Raw genomic sequence first — 19,645 nt, 5'->3', positions numbered from 1 at the left:
CGGGCACCTAACCACGCCACTGACCAACCGGGTCGTTCCGCAGGCTCCACTCCTGCGTAGCGCACCTACTCCTTGTTGAGGTTCGTCCTCGGAATCTCTTCCGTGCGATCCGTCGTCCAATCACGGTTGCTCGACGGAGCGGGAGCGGTTCCGCCACCGGGGGTCGGTCGCGGAGTGTTGTCCGCTCGGGCCGGCTGACGGTGTCCACCGTTGCCACCGCGCAGGAGCAGGAACACTCCGGCGATCAGCGAGATGACACCGAGAATTCCGGCGATGATCGGGACGGTACGGCCGAAGAGCGAGATCTGATCCTGGCCGTCCTTGGCCTGCTGGATCTGGTATTCGACCGTGTTCTCGTCGAACGTGATCGGAGCGTTGAGAACGTCGACCTCGGGCCGGCCCGCCTCACGTCCGTAGTACTGGTGAATCTGCTCTTCGCCCTTGACGACGACGCCGGTCTCGGGCTCGACCCACAGGGTGCGGGTGTTCTCGTACCAGCGGGTCATCGTCACCGGCGCGGCTCCACCCTCGACACCCCAGGTGTCGGCGGGCAGGGTGACCTTGTTGGTCGGCAGGTTCACCACGGTCGACAGATCGACGGGGCCGACGGTCTGCTGGTACTGGTAGACCGGCGTGCCGTTGATCTCGGTTGCCTCGACAAAGTCGATGTCCTTGGTCGCACGCGCATTGACGTCGAAGTACGGGTAGCTCTTCTGTTCCGAGTTGAACGGGAACTTGTACTGCAGTCCGGTGTGGGCCACCTCTTCGGCGGGCGCGTTGCCTGCCACCTGGATGGTGCCGATCGGGCTCTCGACGGGCATCGACGTCTTGCGGTCGATGGTGACGCGGTCGACGCTTGCGGTGAGCAGTCCGGTGTCGGCCTGCTTGTCGCTGCGACGCAGAGTCTGGCCTGCCTGCAGCGTCATGATGTCGGCGTCGGAGGGATCCTCGACGGTGACGAATCGCTGGGAGACGAGGGGAACGTTCTGGTCGACCACTGCGCGACCTGCTGCAAGGGAACTCGCGTTCAGCACGCTGCCCTCACCGGTGGAGACGGTGGTGACTTCGAGGTCCAACGGCGTCTTCTCGAGCGCCGAAATGGTGTAGGTGGGGATGAGGATGGCGGCGACCACCAGAAACGCGCCCAAGCCGATGAGTACGAGGGCAAGTATCCGGCTCGGCCCTGAGCGCTCCGCCATGCTGTATCTCCTTAGTTGACCGCTTCATGGAAGACACCGCGGGCGGGAAACACGTTCGCCCCCGACCCGATGCCCGATTTATTACGACACGTCGCAGGTGACAGTAACAGTCGACAGTGGCACCGGTCTCGTCTGCGCCGGTTCGACACGGCACACTTGAAGCCACCATGAGCACACAGACCCTTTCGGCAAGCGTTGTCCCGCTTCGTGGGTTCGTACCGTCACTCGAGGGGATGCGTGCCGTCGCGTGTATCGGAATCGTCGTCACCCACGTGGCCTTTCAGACCGGTGGCGCGACGTCGCCGATCCTGGGTCATGTCTGGGGAAGATTCGACCTGACCGTGGCGATCTTCTTCTCGCTGTCGGGATTTCTGCTGTGGCGTCCGCACGCGGCGGCAGCCCGCGGTCATCGGAGTGCCCAGCCGCTCGGCCGCTATTTCCGTTCGCGGTTCGCGAGGATTCTGCCCGGTTACTGGGTCGGCGTGCTGCTGATCCTGCTGTTTCTTCCCGATGCAGGCGGTGACTACCGCGTGTGGCTGGCGAACCTGTCGTTCACTCAGGTGTTCGTGCCGCTGACCCTGACCCAGGGGTTGACGCAGATGTGGTCGCTGTCGGTCGAGATCGCCTTCTATCTCCTGCTGCCGGTGTTCGCTTGGCTCATGGTGCGCCTGCGCGGTGCGGCCGCCGCCCGCCGTATACCGGTCATTCTGGGTGCTGCGGTGCTGACCTTGTCGTGGGCATTCGTTCCGGTGTCGACCCCCGACGGCATTCACCATGACAACTGGCTCCCCGGCTACTTCCCGTGGTTCGCGGCTGGGATGCTGCTCGCCGAGGTCTCGGTGGGGCCACCGACCTGGGTGCATCGGCTGGCTCGTCGCCGATTTGTCATGTCGTCCATCGCGGTTGCCGCGTTCGCCTTGTCGGCGACTCCTCTGGCGGGTCCGCAGGGCTTGGTGCGTCCGGCGGCCTGGCAGTTCGAGATCAAGATCCTGCTCGGCGCGATACTGGCCTTCGCGATGCTCGCGCCACTGATTCTCGCCGAGGACGGTCGACGGCATCGCTTCCTCGAGCACCCGGTGATGCTGACGCTGGGCCGCTGGTCGTACGGATTGTTCATCTGGCACCTGGCCGTGCTCGCCGTCGTGTTCCCGGTGTTCGGCATCATCCCGTTCTCGGGTGGGATGTGGTTCGTGTTGCCGGTGACTCTCGCACTGTCGATTCCGGTGGCAGCGGCGAGCTACGCGCTGGTGGAAGACCCTGCTCGACGACGCCTGGCATCCCGCAAGAAAGCGGTCACGGCTTCCGTATCGCCGTGATCGCCAACGCGACGATTCCGATCAGGGACGCCAGCTGCACCCAGTAGGACCCGCCGACGTACCCATCGGGAGATCGCCACGGTCCGAGCGAGAGCAGTGCTGGAGCCAGCAGTGTGAATCCGCCTGCAACGCAGACCGATACACGTGAGGACACCGTGCGTCCGTAGCGGCGATCCACGAGCACCGCGCCGATGCCGATCACGGCCACGGTGACCGCACCGGCGATCCCAGCCAACACGATCGTTGCTCCGAGCAGCGCAACGACTGCGGCCGGAACGCTCTGCCACGGCCGCGGTGATGGGCCCGGGTTCGGCGCACTGCGCGGCCGGCGCAGCGCTGCGAACAGCAGCGGGATCAGCAGGAGCAGCCCGCCGAAGATTCCGAGTCGGTACCAGCGATCGGTGGCGAAATCCAACGAGATCGTGCCCGACGCCCCGGCCGGAACGATCCAGGCCTGTTGCCACCCGTCGACCACGACCGGGGAGAGTTCGACGCCACCGGGTGTGGTTGCGCGCCAACCACTGTTGTTGCTTTCCGGGATGACCAGCAAGCGGTCCTCCGTCGCGGAGGTCAGCGTCACCTCGCGGTGATCGGGGCTCCAGGCGGTCGTCCTGGCGGCCTGCGGTGCCGATCCTGTCGGCCACTCGGCCGGAATAGGCATGGCGCGCAACCGAATACCGTCGACGAAGAACGACGCACCCGGCTCGACCACCACGTCCTGGCGTCCCTCGGGCAGTGATACCGGGTTGACGAAGTTCTCGTTCACCGGGGTGTCGGCATCGCACACCGACGCCTTCAGTGGCTCGCCGGAACGGAACTGGTCCGCGGTGGCCGTCACTGATGTGCGCACCGTCTGCCCGGCGATGGAGACGATGGGGCCTGCGAAGCAGTCCACGGTGATCTCGCGGTCGCCGTCGTACGGTGCGCCGATCGGTTCACCACCGGACAGCGGCGTCACTTCGGCGAAGCCGGGTGGTTGAGACTGGATGAAGCCCAACGAGTTTCGGTCCAGTACGCCGTCCCAGTCCACGATCGACAGAACGATCCTGTCCGTCACGTACGGCGCGAGGTCGAGGGTCGTCGAACCGTCGGTGTCGACGTCGCGCACCATCGGCCCGTTGCCGAGGTTGACCGCGACCCGGGTGGGGTGCGCCGGAAGTGCGCCGAGGCTGGGGCTGAGCTCGAGCCCATCCACCAGTGTGGGAGAGGGCAATTGGATGGTCAGAGTGGGGGCGGTTCCCGCGCGATCGGTGATCGACTTCTCCGGCGCTGTCCAGGACGTGCGCGGATCGCCGTCGGTCGCGGCGAACGCCGAGCCGTGCAGGTCCGCGACGTCCGACGCCCCGCTGGCCAACGGCCGCCCCGGTTGCGCCAGTAGCGCTTCGAGTTCGGGGGACTGCCGCGTGCGCACCGTCAGATCCGGAATGACCGCGGTACCCATCGGCACGTCGATCGTGCGCGAGAAGCGGCCCAGTTCCTCGGGCGACTTGGACAGTCCACTGCTGCAACGGATTCGATCCTCGGTGTCGAGGCACCCGGAGCGGCCGGGGAATTCCTGGCCCAGTTCCCAGGCGTCGACGCTCGCCCCGGAGGGAGTCGCAGGCAGCACCGCGCGGTGCACGATCGGTACCTGTTTCGGGTTGTCCCGGTCGGAGTAGTCGTCCACCGACACCTCGCTGATGCCGAACTGGCTGCCCCGGGTCCCGTCCACCGTCGACTTCGCGGTGATGCGCAGCCACGGAGTCTCACCGCCCGGTAGCGACACCGTCATCGGCTCACCCGGCTCGTCGACGCGTGCCGCCGTCGAGCCGTTCGGGGTGGTGATCTCCACCCACTTGACCGGGTCGCCGATCGTCCCCGGGCTGGTGCGCATGCGCAGCAGCCCGCCGCGCACCGGCGTATCGAAGTCCAGTTGAAGCCATTGCCCCACAGCACGTTCGATACCGTTGCTGATCCAGCTGGTGGCAAGATCGCCGTCCACCGCGGCGGCGACACCGCTGCCGGGGGCGCTGCCACCGATCTGAGTGGCGTCCGACGCCGAACTCGACGCCGTCACGGTTGCGCCCTCCCACTCGGCATCGACGGTCTCCGCCCCGTACACCGGGTAGTCGGACACCTCGTTGAGCGAACGTCGCGGCTCGTCGGCGGCCCGCAGGGCAGAACTGTGATTGTCGACCTGACCGAAGTCCGTCTCGCGATTCATCGGAGTGTCGGTCACCGTCACCGAGTCCACGGCGATGCCCGCCGCAGCGGCATCCGAGGCCAGCAGAGTGGGGCCCGACGGCACCGGATTGCGAATCCCGTTGTTCCGCAGCTCGTTCGAGCGCAGAATCGACTCCGGACCACCCTGGACCACCGGGACACGGTCGAGATCGACGGTGTACGGACCGGACGCGGGAATGTCTGCCGAATCGCCGACCGAATAGATCTCGACAGCCGGATACGGCGGTCGCAGATCACCGTCGAGCACAACGCCGTCGACCTGACCGGGAGCCACGTCCTCACCGAATTCGGCCACCTTCTCGAGTCCCGGCGAACCGTCGAGCACCTGGTGCACCGAGGCCGGACGGGTGGATCGGGAATTCTCGGGATCGAGGTCGTTGCGCACGACGACGTAGCTGATGCCCTGGCCCAGAAGGGTATCGGCCAACCCGGCCGACGGCCGACCGTCGGCGAAGAGCCGTTGCACGGAGTCCAGTGCGCGGATGGCACCGGGCGGGGTGAGCGGCACGGCGTCGCGGACGGCCCAGGGCGTGGTGGCCAGAGCCTGCAGTGGTTCGTCTCGGGTCAGACCCCAGGTCTGCAGGGCGAACGGTGCGCCGGGCACGATCAGGGCCCGCTGCGCGTCGGAACCGTCGGGGCTCGATCCCGAGGCATTCTCGGTGAGCCAGTCCGCGGCGTCGTGCCAGTACTGCGGAACGGCCTCGTACGCTCCTCGGGGCGCGAGCTTGCCCGTCCACGCCAGTGAGGTGGACAGCGTCAAGGCCACGAGAACCAGTGCGGTTACCGCCATCATGGGGTGCTTCTCGGGATGCGCGACGGCCGATCGCCACTGCGCGCGCGGCGCGGAACCCGGGAGCGGAACTCGGGCCAACAGGTGCGCCAGGCCCAGCACCAACGGAATTCGAATGACCGGCTCGAGTTTGTGGATGTTGCGCAGCGGTGCGCCTGCGGAATCGAGGAACACCCGGACGGCAGCGGCGAACGGACCGTCCAGATCGCCGACGAACCCGGCACCGAGGCCGACGAGACCGACGAATAGCATGATCGTCAACCGGCCGCGGGCCGGCATCGAGCGCATCGCCAGGCCCGCGATTCCGGCAGCCGCGATCAGGCCCGTCGCGACGACGGCCGCGGGCTGAGTCACCAGAACGGCACCGGCCACTCGCTCGGGGGAGACGAACGGCGTCCAACTGCCGGTGCCGCGCAGCACCTCCGTCAGCGACGTCCACTGCGTGGTGGTGCCGGACGATTCGATGTAGTCGAGAAACGGTGGAGAGACCTTGCCCAGCAACAGCAGTGGAACGATCCACCACAGCGTCGCGAGCACCAGGAAGCCCGACCACCACGCACCGAAGACGAACCACCGCTTGTTCGGCCGATGCGTCAGCATCCAGATCACGGCCACCAGGACGGCGGCGGCGGTGGCGACGGCATTGACCGCGCCCATCAACGCCACTGCGAGGGCCGATTGCGCCGCAGTGCGTCGAGCCGTCTGTTTCGCAGTGTCCCCGACGAGATACCGCACCATCGGGATGAGCACCCACGGTGCCAGCATCATCGGCATCGTCTCCGAGGAGATCGACGCGAGGGTGGTGATCACGCGCGGAGAGAGAACGAAGGCCGTTGCTGCTATCAGACGGGAACTGCGGCTGCCGATACCGAGAGCTTCGGCGAGCCGGACGATTCCCCAGAAGCCGGCGATGAGCAGCAGCGCCCACCAGATGCGTTGAGTGATCCACGGCGGGATCGACAGCAGGTCGCCGCCGGCGAAGAACGCACCGTGCGGAAAGAAGTAGCCGTATGCCTGGTTCTGCACCTGGCCGAGCGGAGCTGCACTGTTCCACTGATGGGAGGCGCGTTCGAGAAATCCGAGGGGGTTCTGAGCCAGGTCGTACTTGGTGTCGGCGACGGTGAAGCCGGGGACCTGCAGAAAAGTGAGGAGGAACGCCAGAATCGAGACGCCGAAAAGCCATTTACGGCCGAGCGGCTCGGCCGAGATCATCGATTCACGAATGCGACCAGCGTCAGCGGCTGCCGTACTCAACCTGGTTCAGCAAGGACGAGTCGGCGTTTCCGGAGCGATCGATATCCGGACGAGAGTTGTCGGCTGCAGCTGCGGTGACTCCGAAGACGACGCCCGCACCCAGTACGGCTCCGACGACGGCGGCAATGACACCCGGGACAGCAAACTTCATCTCGGTTCTCCAGTCAGTCGGCTCAGGAAAGAAGCGGGCGAGGTGGACCTCCACGCGGGCATCACGGTATCACTCGCACCTCCAGAAGAGGCCGGTGGACGCGTTACTTGCCGGGGGGAACGATCAGGACGGGTCGATGACTGTGTCGCAGAACGTGCTCGGCCACCGAACTCTGGAGCAGCGCACGTAGACCGGTGGTGCCCCTCGTGCCGGTGACGATGATGTCGACGTTCATCTCGTCGGCTTTCTCCACGATCGCGCTCCAGATGGCGGTGGTGCATTCGGTGCACTGGCCCTCCACCTTCAGGCCTGCGGCCTCGGCCAGCGCGACGCCCTCACTGTTGGTCACTTTCGCATCGGTGAGCGCCACGTCCTCGGCCTCGTCGTCGGGAACCCATTCGGGCTGCATGACGCCGGAGAGGCCGGACATTCGAGCGGCCTGACGCACCATCGGCTCCCACGCGGTGACGACGATCGCGCGAGAAGTGGTGAGAAATCGGCCTGCATAATCGATGGCGCGTTTGGCATTGTCGGAGCCGTCGTAGGCAATGAGTATGAGGTCTGCGGTCATGGTCGAGCTCCTCCTCATGTCGCTTTCGTCCAGATTACCCCCACCCCTCCCGCACCCCGGGGCGAAACCGGCACCCCGCATCTCGGCTACCGTCGTCTTCCATGCGACTTCGGTTTTCGGTTCGGTCCGCTGCGGTGATGACGGTCGGTGTCGGCCTGTTGGTCTCGTGCTCCACCGAGTCCGCGCAGGTCGCGTCGACGCAGTCGGCGTCCCCTGCCCCGACCACCACGGCCGTCGAAACGACGGTGCCGCAACCGGTCCCGCCCGTCGACGAGTGTGTTGCGTTCGTCGACGGACTGTCGGAGCGGCAGCGTTTGGCGCAGCTCCTCACCGTCGGAGTCACCGGAACTGCGGACGCGGTGCAGATCATGTCCACCGAGCAGGTCGGCGGCATCTTCGTCGGCAGTTGGACCGACGAGTCGATGCTCGGCAATCGGGAAGTACCGCAGGTGCTCGATGCGTCCGCGGTGGCTCCGATGGTCACGATCGACGAGGAGGGCGGTCGGGTTTCGCGGGTCGCGGATCTGCTGGGGGAGGCGCCGTCGGCGCGAGTGCTGGCTCAGACGATGTCGGTGGACCAGGCATACCAGGAGGCGTTGACGCGCGGTCAGGGGTTGAAGGACCTCGGGGTCACCGTCGACTTCGCTCCGGTGGTCGACGTGAGTGCACAGCCCGATGATTCGGTGATCGGTGATCGGTCGTTCTCCGACGATCCGCAGGTGGTCATCGAGTACGCGGGGGCGTACGCGCGTGGTCTGGAGGACGCGGGCGTCAAGCCCGTCATCAAGCATTTTCCCGGGCACGGCTCGGGATCGGGCGACTCGCACACCGGCGCGGTGACGACGCCGTCTCTCGACGAGTTGAAGGCCAAGGATCTGTTGCCGTTCGCGGCGCTGAACAACACCGGCGTCGGTGTCATGGTCGGGCATCTCGATGTGCCCGGACTGACGGAGCCGGGTGTGCCGGCGAGCATCAGTCCGGCGGCGATGGCGTTGTTGCGCGATGGCGTCGGATACGGTGCCGCTCCGTTCGACGGCCCGATCTTCACCGACGACCTCAGCGGCATGGCGGCGATCACTGCGCGACTCGGGATCGTCGACGCGGTCGAGGCGGCGTTGGTGGCGGGAGCCGACGTCGCGCTGTGGCTCACCACCGATCAGGTGCCCGCGGTGTTGGACAATCTCGAAGACGCGGTGGCGACGGGACGTCTCGCGGCGGCTCAGGTGGACGAGGCCGCAGCGACGGTTGCTCGGTTCAAGGGGGCGTGCGGGGCCTGATTGCGCGGTACTGGACCTTACTGTGGAGTAACGTCTAGTACTTCGTACGTATTGGAGGGTCCATGGCTGGCGGCACCAAGAGATTGCCCCGCGCCGTCCGCGAGCAGCAGATGCTCGACGCGGCGGTGGATGTGTTCTCCGACAACGGGTTCCATGAGACGTCGATGGATTCGATCGCCAAGAAGGCGGCCATCTCCAAGCCGATGCTCTACCTGTACTACGGGTCGAAGGACGAGTTGTTCGCCGCGTGCATCCATCGCGAGGGCGTGAAGTTCGTCGAGGCTCTGACTCCCGCTGCAGATCCGACGCTGACGCCGCGCGAGCAGTTGCGCAAGGCACTGATCGGTTTCCTCGGATTCGTCGGCGAGAACCGGAAATCGTGGATGGTGCTCTACCGACAGGCCATCGGTCAGCAGGCGTTCGCCTCGCAGGTGCAGAGCAGCCGAGATCGGTTGATCGAGCTGACGGCCGGCCTGCTCGCGATGAGCACGAGGGATCCCGAGCAGTCGCAGAACTTCGGGCTGATGGCCGTCGCGTTGGTCGGTGCGGGCGAGGCCGTGGCCGACAGAGTGGCAGGCGGCGAAATCGAGGTCGACGCCGCAGCGGACCTACTGGAAAATCTGGCATGGCGCGGCCTGGCCGGAAAGAAAACCGCCACCACCTGAGAAGAACTACCGCCGAACTCGAAGTTATGGACGGAAATCCGAGGAAATCCGTCCACAACTTCGAGTTCGAGACAGTTACCGCAGGGTTCCCGTCAGATGCGGGTAGCCCTTCTTCGGGTTCTTCAGCGACAGGTCCCAGCCGGTGCCGACAGCCTCGGCGTAGGCGTTCACCGTCGCGGGCAGGACGATCGGCTTGCCGAAGCGGATGCTGTAGTTCACAGCTTCCGGGATTCGACCCTCGACGGTCTGCAGTACCGCGGCAGCACTCCACATTCCATGCGCGATGGTCTTCGGGAATCCGAATGCCTTTGCGCCGAGTGAGGACACGTGAATCGGGTTGCGGTCTCCGGAAATTGCCGCGTACCGGCTGATGATCCGCTGGTCGACGCGCAGGGTGCGGGTCGGGGGCGGCGGAACCTCGTCGGCGGGCGGTGCCTCGCGGGGTCCACCGGACAGTGACGTCTTCTGCAGGCTCAGGAAGCTCGAGGTCTGCTTCCAGACCAGTTCGCGTCCTACCTTGACCTCACTGATCAGGTCGACGAGCAATCCCTTGCGGTGCTCGCGCAGGTTCTCCGCGTGCACTCGCACGTCCAGTGGCTCGGAGGACGAGATGCCACGGAACTGCTCGATGACGTTCTCGGCGTGTACCGAACCGATCGCGGCGAACGGAAAGCCCTTGGACACCATCAGTTTCATCACCGTCGGGAAGACGAGGGTGAAGGGGTAGGTGACCGGGAGCTGATCGCCGAATCGCAGTCCCGTCGCGCGGCAGTACCCGGCGAGGTTGTCGGGGTCCACTCGCAGACCCTTGAGCTCGTACACCGTGCTGGGAACCGAAGACGACCTGGATCCGAAGAACGGCAGCGCGCCGAGCGCAGCCGAGGTGTAGATGTCGGACGTCTTCGGCTGCGCGGTCAGCGTGACGGTGCTCATGCGCCGAGGAGGCTCTGGCCGCACACACGCACGACCTGACCGGTGACGGCGTTGGATGCGGGAGAAGCGAAGTACGAGACCAACTCTGCGACGTCGACGGTCTCACCGCCCTGCAGCAGCGAGCTCATGCGTCGTCCGGCCTCGCGGGTGGCGAACGGGATGGCAGCCGTCATCGCGGTCTCGATGAAGCCGGGGGCGACGGCGTTGATGGTGATGTTCTTCTTCGCCAGCACCGGTGCCGACGCGTGCACCAGGCCGATGACGCCTGCCTTGGACGTGCCGTAGTTGGTCTGGCCGCGGTTGCCCGCGATGCCTGCGATGGAGGAGACGTCGACGACGCGGCCGCCTTCCTTCAGCGCACCCGACTCGACGAGCTGGTCCGTGATGCGCTGCGGGGCAGCGAGATTGACGCCGATGACCGAGTTCCAGCGGGCGTCGTCCATGTTGGCGAGCGTCTTGTCGCGGGTGATGCCTGCGTTGTGCACGATGATGTCTGCGCCGCCGTGGCGTTCGAGGAGATGCTTGCTCAGTACCTCTCCGGCGTCGGGCGAGGTGACGTCGAGTGCGAGCGAGGTGCCACCGACCTTGTTGGCCGTCTGCGAGAGTGCTTCTCCGGCAGCGGGAATGTCCGCGGCGATGACGGTGGCTCCGTCGCGGGCGAGGACCTCGGCGATGGTGGCACCGATACCGCGGGCGGCTCCGGTGACGACGGCTACCTTGCCTGCGAGCGGCTTGTCCCACGAGGCCGGTGCCTGCGAATCTGCGTCACCGACGGCGATGACCTGGCCGTCGACGAATGCGGACTTGGCCGACAGCAGGAAGCGGAGGGTGGATTCGAGGCCGGACAGGCCGGTCGATGCCTTGGGGGAGATGTAGACGAGCTGCGCCGTGGCACCGCGCTTGACCTCTTTGCCGACGCTGCGGGTGAAGCCTTCGAGGGCGCGCTGAGCGATGTGCTCGTCGACGCTCGAGGTCTCCTCCGGCGTGGTGCCGATGACGACGACGCGTGCGGACGGTGCCAGGTTGCGGATGACCGGCTGGAAGAACTTGAAGAGCTGCTCGAGCTCGGCGACGTTGCCGATGCCGGTGGCGTCGAACACCAGTCCGCCGTGCTTGTCGTCGTGCGGCTGCGACTGCGGGTAGTCCGAGAGCAGCTCACGCAGCGGCTCCACGAGGCGACCGCTGCCGCCGATCAGGACCGGTCCGGCCAGCGGCGGCTCGCCTGCCTTGTAGCGGCGCAGCTTCTCGGGCTGCGGCAGGCCGGCCTGCTTGGCGATGAAGGCTCCCGGCGCGGACGCGAGGAACGTTGAGTAGAGATCTGGGGCTCCCTTGGAGGCTGCCACTGTCGTACCTTTCATTCAGCGCTGCTCGCTCTGGGAGCGAGGCGCACGACCGGGTGTCGACAACCAACTTACTCGCCAGTAAGATGAAACTCCACCAGGGCCTTTTTCCACGATGTTTGGAGACGTCAGTGACAAGCAAGCAGCTACGACCGGTCGCAATTGTCGGTGGCAACCGCATTCCTTTCGCGCGTTCGGACAAGAAGTACGCGCTGGCGTCCAACCAGGACATGCTCACCGCGACCATCGACGGGCTCGTCTCGCGATTCGGTCTGCAGGGCGAGCGGCTGGGCCTCGTCGCCGCCGGTGCCGTGCTCAAGCACTCACGCGATTTCAACCTCACTCGCGAGGTCGTGCTGGGCAGCGCATTGAGCCCGTACACCCCGGCCTTCGACATCCAGCAGGCCTGCGGCACCGGCCTGCAGTCGATCATCGCCGTCGGCGACGCCATCGCGTCGGGCAGGATCGATGCCGGCATCGGTGGCGGTGTCGACACCACCTCCGACGCTCCGATCGGTGTCAACGACGAGCTGCGCGAGTTCCTGCTCTCCCTGAACCGGGCGAAGAGCACCGGCGATCGCATCAAGCTCCTCGGTAACGTCCGTCCCGGCATGCTCGGCATCGAGATCCCGCGCAACGGCGAGCCGCGTACCGGCCTGTCGATGGGTGACCACGCCGCCATCACCGCCAAGGAATTCGGTGTCCGCCGCGAGGACCAGGACGAACTGGCCGCAGCGAGCCACCACAACATGGCGGCTGCGTACGATCGCGGCTTCTTCGACGATCTGGTGACGCCGTTCCTCGGCCTGACTCGCGACGACAACCTGCGTCCGGGATCGACCGTGGAGAAGCTCGCGACCCTCAAGCCGGTCTTCGGAACCAAGCTGGGCGACGCCACCATGACGGCGGGTAACTCGACGCCGCTCACCGACGGTGCGTCGGCTGCCCTGCTGTCGAGTGACGAGTGGGCTGCCGAGCGCAACCTGCCGGTGCTCGCGCATCTGGTCGATTCCGAGACCGCAGCGGTCGATTACGTCCACGGCAACGGATCGTTCAAGGACGGTCTGCTGATGGCTCCGACCTACGCGATCCCGCGTCTGCTCGCTCGCAACGGCCTGACGCTGCAGGACTTCGACTACTACGAGATCCACGAGGCATTCGCCTCGGTGGTGCTCGCAACTCTGCAGGCCTTCGAGAGCGACGAGTACTGCAAGGAGCGGCTCGGCCTCGACGGTGCGCTCGGTTCCATCGACCGCAGCAAGCTCAACGTCAACGGCTCCTCGCTCGCTGCAGGTCACCCGTTCGCCGCGACCGGCGGACGCATCGTGGCCTCGCTGGCGAAGATGCTGGCCGAGAAGGGCTCGGGCCGTGGCCTGATCTCGATCTGCGCGGCCGGTGGCCAGGGCGTCACGGCGATCATCGAGCGCTGATCACTGCAGCTTCGGCTGCTCACAGTCCGGGGGACGTGAGGGTCGGTGGATCCGTCCGATCGAGGGGTTCGACGGATCTACCGACCACGACGTGAAAAAGGGGCACGCATGATGCGTGCCCCTTTTTCGTGTGATCAGCCGGGTATGCCGCTTTCCGGCGGCGTGGACTCCTCGCCGGTGTATTCCTCGACCGCCGAATCCCCGATGTCGGTCTGCAGCACCGGAGTCAGGTACTCGGGTACGCCGCCTCTGATCTGGAAGACACTGGCACCGGAGATTCCGAGGTGGCTCGATTCCGAGTACCGGAACGGGGCCAACTGCGGTCCCTCGAAGTCCATTCCGCCGTCCTGGATGGCTGCGACGATGCCCTCACGCGTGGGGTTCTCGCCCGCCGCCTCGAGGGCTTGCACGAACGCGTATGCCTGGCTCAGACCGTAGATGCGGTAGTTGGTCAGGGGGTCACCCGTCCCGTTCTCCGCCCAGACCTTCTGCCACAGCTGGGTCCACGGATTCTCCGGCGAGTCGACGCCCGGGATGTACTCCAGCGAGATCATGCCTTCGAGCGACTGCGCGCCGTCGGTGACCGCACCCTGGGAGAAGCGTCCGAGCAGGGAGCCGACGAGGTCGACGTCGGAACCGATCGAGCTGTAGAACCACTCGGGGTCGTAGTTGAGCCGCATGGCTGTCAGCTGGCTCAGCGCGGTGTACGAGGGAACGTTGAAGCCGAGGATCAGATCTGCTCCCGCACCTTGCAGGGCCGCGATCTGAGGTGCGACGTCGGTGTTGCCCGAGGTGTACCGCACGACCTCGACGATCTGATCGTCGAGATACTGGCGCACCGCCTCTTCGCTGTCTCGGCCGAGGTCGTCGTCCTGGAGGAACAGTCCGACCTTGGCGTCGGGGCGGTTCTTCGTCACCCAGTCGCCGATGATCTTGCCCTCGACCTGGTAGTCGGGCTGCCAGCCGAAGGTGTTGGGGTACTTCTCCGGATCGTTGCCCCACATGATCGCGCCGGAGGAGACGAACAGGTCCGGCACTCCCTCTTCGTTGAGGAAGTCGATGACCGCGCTGTGGGTCGCCGTGCCGAGACCGCCGACGACGGCGAACACCTCGTCCTGGAGGACCAGTTCGTTGACGACCTGGGTGGTGGTCGTCGGATCGTAGGAGTCGTCTCGAACCACGTACTCGATCTGTCGGCCGTTGATGCCGCCCGCGGCGTTGACGTAGTCGAAGTAGGCCTGTGCGCCCGTGGGGATTTCGCTGTATCCGGGTGCTGCGACCCCGGTCAACGGAAAGTGGGCACCGATCTTCACCGAAGTGTCGGTGATGCCGACCGTCGACCCTTCCGAGGATTCCGTCGCCTCTTCTCGGCCACCTGCACCGCACGCCGCGGCCAACGAGACGACGGCGACGAGCGCGGTAGTTCTGAACGCCACCGATCCGAACTTTTTCATTTCATTCCTTTTCTGGTTGTACGTAACTTGCGATACGTGCCCACCAAACCCAGTGGGGCGAAGAGGATCACGAGGACGGTGAAAATTCCGGTCACCAGTGGTGCGAGTTCGGCAGATTGCAGACTGCTCAGCCCCACATCGAGCCCGAGGTTGGTGACCACCGGTGGGATGTAGGTCAGCAGAACGGCCCCGATCAGCGCGCCGGAGAGGGTTCCCAGCCCGCCGATGACGACGGCGGAGAGCAGGGTCAACGAGAGGGTCAGGGTGAAACCGCTCGGTGCCGCGATTCGTGCCGACATCGCCAGGACTGCACCGCCCGCGCCCGCACAGGCCGCACTGACCACGAACGCGAGAATGCGTGCGCGCCCGAGATCGATACCGGACAACTCGGCGGCGACCTCGTCGTCCCGGACGGCCCGCCAGCGACGTCCGATCCGGCTCGACGAGACGTTCGCCAACAGGAAGAACACGATCACCAGCAGTAGCCAGCTGACGTAGGCGACGAATTTCGTTCCGCTGAGCTCGTTTCCGGTGACGAAGAACATCACGTCGTCGATCAGCTCGGGCACTTTCGGCGCCGGGACGACGAGTCCCTGTTCACCGCCGAGGTAGTCCGAGAAGTACAGGGCAAGGCCCGGTACCGCGACGGCGAGCGCAAGCGTCGCGCCGGCCAGGTACGGCCCGTGCAGTCGGGCGGCGGCCACACCGACCACAACACCCACCACGGCCGAGATCACGGTGGCGGCGAGCAGAACCAGCGGTACCGACCATCCCGAATCGTTGGCCCGCAACATCAATGCCGCGGTGTACGCACCGACCGCCATGAACGCGCCGTGCCCCAGGGACAGCTGGCCGCTCAACCCGGTCAGTACCGTCAGTCCGCCGGCCGCGATGGCCAGGTAGGCCACCGAGGTGAGTTGGCTCTGACGGAAGGTGCTCAGAGATTCGAGGGCGAGCACGATGACGACGAGTCCGATGACGGCCCCGAGGACGTGGCGTCGAACCGGCGTTGCGGTGAGGCGAGTGAGAGTTGCGTTCATGTCACACCCTCCTGGCCGCGGAGCCGGCGAACAACCCGCTCGGTCGCAGTAGAAGTACGACGATCAGGATCACCAATGCCGCGCTGGAGACCAGATCCTGACCGAGATAGCCACTGACGAAACTGAGCCCGACGCCCATCAACAGGCCGCCGACCACCGCGCCCGCCGGACTGTCCAGTCCGCCGAGAACTGCTGCGACGAAACCGAATACGACGATCGAGTCCATGTAGCCCGGATGCACCAGCGAGCCACCCGCGATGAGCAGTCCGGCCAGCGACCCGACCACTGCGGCCAGAGCCCAACCGAGAGTGAGCATTCGACTCACGCGTACTCCGAGGAGTTTGGCGACCTCCTGCTCGAAGGCGCTCGCGCGCATCTTCAGTCCCAGATCGGTGAACCGGAACAATAGGATCAGCAACCCCAGAACCACGAGGACGGCGACGATCTTGAAGATGTCGTATCCGGTCAACGCCACGTTGACGTCGCCGATCCGCTGGCCGGTGAGGCCGAACGGTGCAGGGAAGGAACGGAATTGGTTGCCGAAGATGATGGCGGCCACCGCATGGATGATGATGAACAACCCGAGCGTGAGAATGACCGGGTTGATGTGCGACGAGCTGTCGACGAATCGGATGACGAGTCGCTCCGTCAAGGCTCCCAGCAGCAGGCCGCACAGAAGCGCGACTCCGAATCCGATCCAGTACGAGTAGCCGGCGTCGATGACGACCAGTGCCACGTACGTGGTGATCATGGCCATCGGAGCCTGGGCGAAGTTGACGATGCGGGTCGATCGCCAGATGAGTACGAGGGCGAGCGCGAACGCGGCGTAGATCATGCCTGTTGTCACGCCGTTGATGAGGATGGTGAGCAGTTGTTGCACTGTGGCTGGCGTCCTTTCGGCTTGCTCTAGAACCCGAGATAGGCGTGTCGGAGGGCATCGTCCCCGGCCAAGGTGTCGGCGGGACCTTCCACCGCGACCTTGCCCAGATCCAGGACGACGGCATGTTCGGCGATCGACAGCGCACTGCGGGCGTTCTGTTCGACGAGCACGACGGTCATCGACTCGGAGTCGACGAGCGCACGCAGCGTCTCGAATATCTGCGCGGCAACTTTCGGTGCGAGTCCGAGCGACGGCTCGTCGAGCAGAAGCACCGACGGTGTCGCCATCAGCGCTCGCCCGATCACGAGCATCTGCCGCTCGCCACCGGACAGAGTGTGTGCCGAGGATGCTCGACGACCGGTCAGGGGCGGAAACATGTCGTAGATGCGGTCGAGGGTGACGGCGTCGTGACTTCGGTTGCGTCCCATCGCACCGAGTCGAAGATTCTCGTCGACGGTCAACTCGGCTATCACGCCCCGGCCCTCGGGAACGTGCGCAAGACCTTTGCGGGACATGCGATCCGGTGCCACACCGACGATGTCGGCCCCGGCGAGTTCGATCCTCCCCGACACCGGTTTCAGCAATCCCGAGATGGTGCGCAGCAGAGTCGTCTTCCCTGCTCCGTTTGCGCCGAGTACGGCCGTGACAGCTCCGGCCGTGACGGTCATCGACACCGAGTCGAGAGCGGTGACCGGGCCGTATCGAACGGTCAGATCGGTGATCGTCAGGTGCGCCGCGTCAGTCTTCATGTGCCACTTCGTTTCCGAGATATGCAGCGAGCACGGCAGGATCCTCGCGAATCTCGTCGGGTGTTCCCTGTGCGATGACCTTGCCGAAATCCAGCACGTAGATCCGGTCGCACACACTCATGACGAGATCCATGTGATGTTCGACGAGCATGACCGATGTTGCGGGTCCTGCCGGCTCGGAACCGGTGGGTGAAACTGCGAGAGAACGGATCTCGTCGCCGAGTTCGCTCATTTCGTCACTGGACAGACCCGAGGCGGGTTCGTCGAGCAGGAGCAATGTCGGTTCGCTCACCAGGGCGCGTGCGAGTGCGACGCGTTTGCGCACCGCGTACGGCAGGCTCGGTGGTAATCGGTGCGCATAGCCGTCGATCCGCAGGCGTTCGAGGGTTGCCATCGCGGTGGAGCGGACCGCAGCGTCGTCGGAGGCACTCGACGGTAGGCCGAGGAGGCCGGCGAGGATCCCGGTGTGCGCTGTTCGGTCGGCACCGACCATGACGTTGTCCAGAACTGTCATCCGATCGAACAGTCCGAGTCCCTGGAGAGTTCGGCTCATGCCGAGCCGGGGAAGGTCGTGCGGTCGTAGCCGGGTCAACGGTTGGCCGAGTCGTCCGAGTGTCCCCGATTGGGGACGAACGAGTCCGCACGCAACGTTGAACAGAGTCGTCTTGCCTGCACCGTTGGGCCCGATGACGCCGAGGACTTCGCCGGGTCGCACCTCGAGACTGACTCCGGACAGCGCGACGATTCCGCCGAAGGACACCTCGACGTCCGTCATGGTGAGGACCGGGTCCTTCGTATCGAGAGAGTTCAAGTGATCCACCTCACAATCTGTTGCGTTCACTATGGTGCGTTTCGCACAACGGGGGATATGGGCACTGCGCACAGAATGTTTGGGTCCCTGGGCACCAATAACGGTCAAATCGACCTGCCATGTGGGCTCAGTGCGCAAAACTGTGCAGGTGGGTGCCCCCGATGGTCGACGCGCATCGGCGCGTTCCGCTGCTCGCGGAGCGGTGACGGACTCCGACCAGGAACAGATCCGACGCGCGTGGGCAGCACTGACCTCACGAGCGGATTCGATCGCGGACTCCATCACGCTGGCGTTGATCGAGCAGGAGCCCGCCTACCTGGCCAGCTCCACTCCGGACATCGCAGGCGAAATTCGTCGCAGCACTCGCGAGCACATCAATCAAGGTCTCCGCACCCTGTCGGGGCTGCCCGCCGCGGGCGACAACGCGCGCGAGGTGTGGCGTCGTACCGGCAGAGAGCGTGCACGCCAGGGGATTCCGATGGAACTGGTGCTCAAGGCGTACACGCTGGGGAGTCGGACGCTGTGGGAGGAGCTGATGCTCGAGCGCGAGCAGTGTCGAACCAGCATCGACGAGCATCTACTGCTCGTGGCGGGTCAACAGCTGTGGCGCGCACTCGACAGTCAGTACGAAACCCTCGTCGAGGCATACCGGCAGGAAAGCGCCCGGATGCAGCAGCGCGATCTCGCCAACGTTCTGGTGATACTCGACGGCCTTCGATCGGGGCGAGGCGGTGATCCGGCGTTCGTCATGGAAGCACGTGCCACCCTTGGCCTTTCGGCCTCGCAGCAGATCGCGTGTGTCGTCGGTCCGCTCGACGATCAGGGGTCGCCGCCGCTCCCGGCACCCGAGGACGCGTTGGATCAGATCGGTGCGGTCTCGCATTGGAACACCAGGGACGGCCACCAGTTCGCGCTCGTCGCACTCGGAACGGGATCGTGGAACTCTGTCGTCGACGCTCTCGCTGCTCGGGCCGTCGGGCCGGTGGGTGTTGCGCATTCGCCGGAGGGTCTGTCGTCGTTCGCTGCGGCGTATCGCCTCGCGGCGTTGACGGCCGAGACCATCACCGAAGACAGCGGCGTGGCCTTGGCGACGGACCGACTGCCCCGCGTGATCATGGCGGCCGACGATCGATCGTCGGAGTTGCTGGTGCGTCACGCTCTGGGAAAACTGTGGACGCACCCGGAGCCACATCGAGGAACGCTGCTCGACACCCTGGCGCACATGCTCGCGTCGGACGGTTCGCCCACCAATGCGGCCAAGGCGCTCTACTGCCACCGGAACACCGTGATCTACCGGGTCCACCGAATCGAGGAGTTGACCGGGCAAGATCTGACCGATCCGCGAGATCGGCTCTTGCTCACGCTGGCACTGGTCAGGACGGGACATTGGACCCGAGCCGTCGGGCAAGGGGACAGTTCGACACCCCGTGGATCATTCAACCGAATGAATTGACGAGACAATTTCGAAGTCGGTGTAACGGCGTGGTGCGGTGTGCCTATATTCCGAGTGGCTCCGTGCTGCTGCCTGACCCCCGACCCGGCAGCAGCGCGGGGCCTTTCTC

At 65.6% G+C, this 19,645-nt stretch carries 16 protein-coding genes; 5 read left to right on the top strand and 11 right to left on the bottom strand.

The window, feature by feature from the left end:
- Nucleotides 1-65: 65 nt before the first annotated feature.
- Nucleotides 66-1,199, bottom strand: a complete 1,134-nt coding sequence (pgfA, locus tag CH295_RS07225) for a cell envelope lipid trafficking protein PgfA (protein WP_094635233.1) — start codon at nucleotides 1,197-1,199, stop codon at nucleotides 66-68.
- Nucleotides 1,200-1,366: 167 nt separating this feature from the next.
- Between pgfA and CH295_RS07220 the strand changes: the two genes are divergently transcribed.
- Nucleotides 1,367-2,515 carry an acyltransferase family protein gene (locus tag CH295_RS07220; RefSeq protein WP_252341946.1) on the top strand — a complete coding sequence of 383 codons (1,149 nt, stop codon included), beginning with the start codon at nucleotides 1,367-1,369 and terminating at the stop codon, nucleotides 2,513-2,515.
- Here CH295_RS07220 and CH295_RS07215 read toward each other — a convergent pair.
- From CH295_RS07215 to CH295_RS07205, 3 genes are all read right to left on the bottom strand, one after another.
- Nucleotides 2,493-6,740: an alpha-(1->3)-arabinofuranosyltransferase gene (locus CH295_RS07215; RefSeq protein ID WP_094740203.1), complete on the bottom strand. Its 4,248-nt coding sequence runs from the start codon at nucleotides 6,738-6,740 to the stop codon at nucleotides 2,493-2,495. The two genes, CH295_RS07220 and CH295_RS07215, sit on opposite strands and share 23 nt — an antisense overlap.
- 22 nt (nucleotides 6,741-6,762) lie before the next feature.
- Nucleotides 6,763-6,933, bottom strand: coding sequence for a DUF2613 domain-containing protein (locus CH295_RS07210; RefSeq protein ID WP_082073827.1), 171 nt, complete (start codon nucleotides 6,931-6,933; stop codon nucleotides 6,763-6,765).
- Nucleotides 6,934-7,036: 103 nt separating this feature from the next.
- On the bottom strand, nucleotides 7,037-7,504 hold the full coding sequence (locus tag CH295_RS07205; protein ID WP_027495380.1) for a universal stress protein: 468 nt from the start codon (nucleotides 7,502-7,504) through the stop codon (nucleotides 7,037-7,039).
- A gap of 101 nt (nucleotides 7,505-7,605) precedes the next feature.
- Between CH295_RS07205 and CH295_RS07200 the strand changes: the two genes are divergently transcribed.
- Together CH295_RS07200 and CH295_RS07195 are read left to right on the top strand one after the other, a co-directional pair.
- Complete coding sequence (locus CH295_RS07200; protein ID WP_094740202.1) at nucleotides 7,606-8,781, top strand: glycoside hydrolase family 3 N-terminal domain-containing protein; 1,176 nt, start codon at nucleotides 7,606-7,608, stop codon at nucleotides 8,779-8,781.
- Nucleotides 8,782-8,843: 62 nt separating this feature from the next.
- Nucleotides 8,844-9,446, top strand: a complete 603-nt coding sequence (locus CH295_RS07195; protein WP_032396646.1) for a TetR/AcrR family transcriptional regulator — start codon at nucleotides 8,844-8,846, stop codon at nucleotides 9,444-9,446.
- Nucleotides 9,447-9,521: 75 nt separating this feature from the next.
- Here the strand turns inward: CH295_RS07195 and CH295_RS07190 are convergent, their stop codons facing one another.
- A complete protein-coding gene (locus tag CH295_RS07190; protein ID WP_037195924.1) occupies nucleotides 9,522-10,379 on the bottom strand; it encodes a MaoC/PaaZ C-terminal domain-containing protein in 858 nt (285 codons plus the stop codon).
- Nucleotides 10,376-11,722 carry a 3-oxoacyl-ACP reductase gene (locus tag CH295_RS07185; protein WP_037195922.1) on the bottom strand — a complete coding sequence of 449 codons (1,347 nt, stop codon included), beginning with the start codon at nucleotides 11,720-11,722 and terminating at the stop codon, nucleotides 10,376-10,378. The genes CH295_RS07190 and CH295_RS07185 overlap by 4 nt, the downstream gene beginning before the upstream one ends.
- A gap of 83 nt (nucleotides 11,723-11,805) precedes the next feature.
- Between CH295_RS07185 and CH295_RS07180 the strand changes: the two genes are divergently transcribed.
- Nucleotides 11,806-13,149, top strand: coding sequence for an acetyl-CoA C-acetyltransferase (locus CH295_RS07180; protein ID WP_052048116.1), 1,344 nt, complete (start codon nucleotides 11,806-11,808; stop codon nucleotides 13,147-13,149).
- A 134-nt stretch (nucleotides 13,150-13,283) separates the two neighbouring features.
- Here CH295_RS07180 and CH295_RS07175 read toward each other — a convergent pair whose 3' ends face one another.
- From CH295_RS07175 to CH295_RS07155, 5 genes are read right to left on the bottom strand one after another with little or no spacing between them, the layout of a single operon-like run.
- On the bottom strand, nucleotides 13,284-14,603 hold the full coding sequence (locus CH295_RS07175; RefSeq protein ID WP_037195919.1) for an ABC transporter substrate-binding protein: 1,320 nt from the start codon (nucleotides 14,601-14,603) through the stop codon (nucleotides 13,284-13,286).
- Nucleotides 14,600-15,643, bottom strand: coding sequence for a branched-chain amino acid ABC transporter permease (locus CH295_RS07170; RefSeq protein ID WP_037195917.1), 1,044 nt, complete (start codon nucleotides 15,641-15,643; stop codon nucleotides 14,600-14,602). The genes CH295_RS07175 and CH295_RS07170 overlap by 4 nt, the downstream gene beginning before the upstream one ends.
- Nucleotide 15,644: 1 nt before the next feature.
- Complete coding sequence (locus CH295_RS07165; protein ID WP_037195915.1) at nucleotides 15,645-16,523, bottom strand: branched-chain amino acid ABC transporter permease; 879 nt, start codon at nucleotides 16,521-16,523, stop codon at nucleotides 15,645-15,647.
- A 26-nt stretch (nucleotides 16,524-16,549) separates the two neighbouring features.
- The gene (locus CH295_RS07160) at nucleotides 16,550-17,272 is read right to left on the bottom strand and encodes an ABC transporter ATP-binding protein (protein WP_037195914.1); all 723 of its coding nucleotides are present in this window, start codon (nucleotides 17,270-17,272) and stop codon (nucleotides 16,550-16,552) included.
- The gene (locus CH295_RS07155; RefSeq protein WP_230596523.1) at nucleotides 17,262-18,083 is read right to left on the bottom strand and encodes an ABC transporter ATP-binding protein; all 822 of its coding nucleotides are present in this window, start codon (nucleotides 18,081-18,083) and stop codon (nucleotides 17,262-17,264) included. Before CH295_RS07155 ends, CH295_RS07160 begins: the two co-directional genes overlap by 11 nt.
- 148 nt (nucleotides 18,084-18,231) lie before the next feature.
- On the opposite strand from CH295_RS07155, the gene CH295_RS07150 reads away from it, so the two are divergent.
- Nucleotides 18,232-19,536, top strand: a complete 1,305-nt coding sequence (locus CH295_RS07150; RefSeq protein WP_288143177.1) for a PucR family transcriptional regulator — start codon at nucleotides 18,232-18,234, stop codon at nucleotides 19,534-19,536.
- The last annotated feature ends 109 nt before the right edge of the window (nucleotides 19,537-19,645 follow it).

The organism is Rhodococcus sp. 14-2483-1-2 (assembly GCF_002259405.1).
Taxonomy (GTDB): domain Bacteria; phylum Actinomycetota; class Actinomycetes; order Mycobacteriales; family Mycobacteriaceae; genus Rhodococcoides.
The sequence above is the reverse complement of the archived record's forward strand: the minus strand, read 5'-3'. Positions and strand labels throughout refer to the sequence as shown.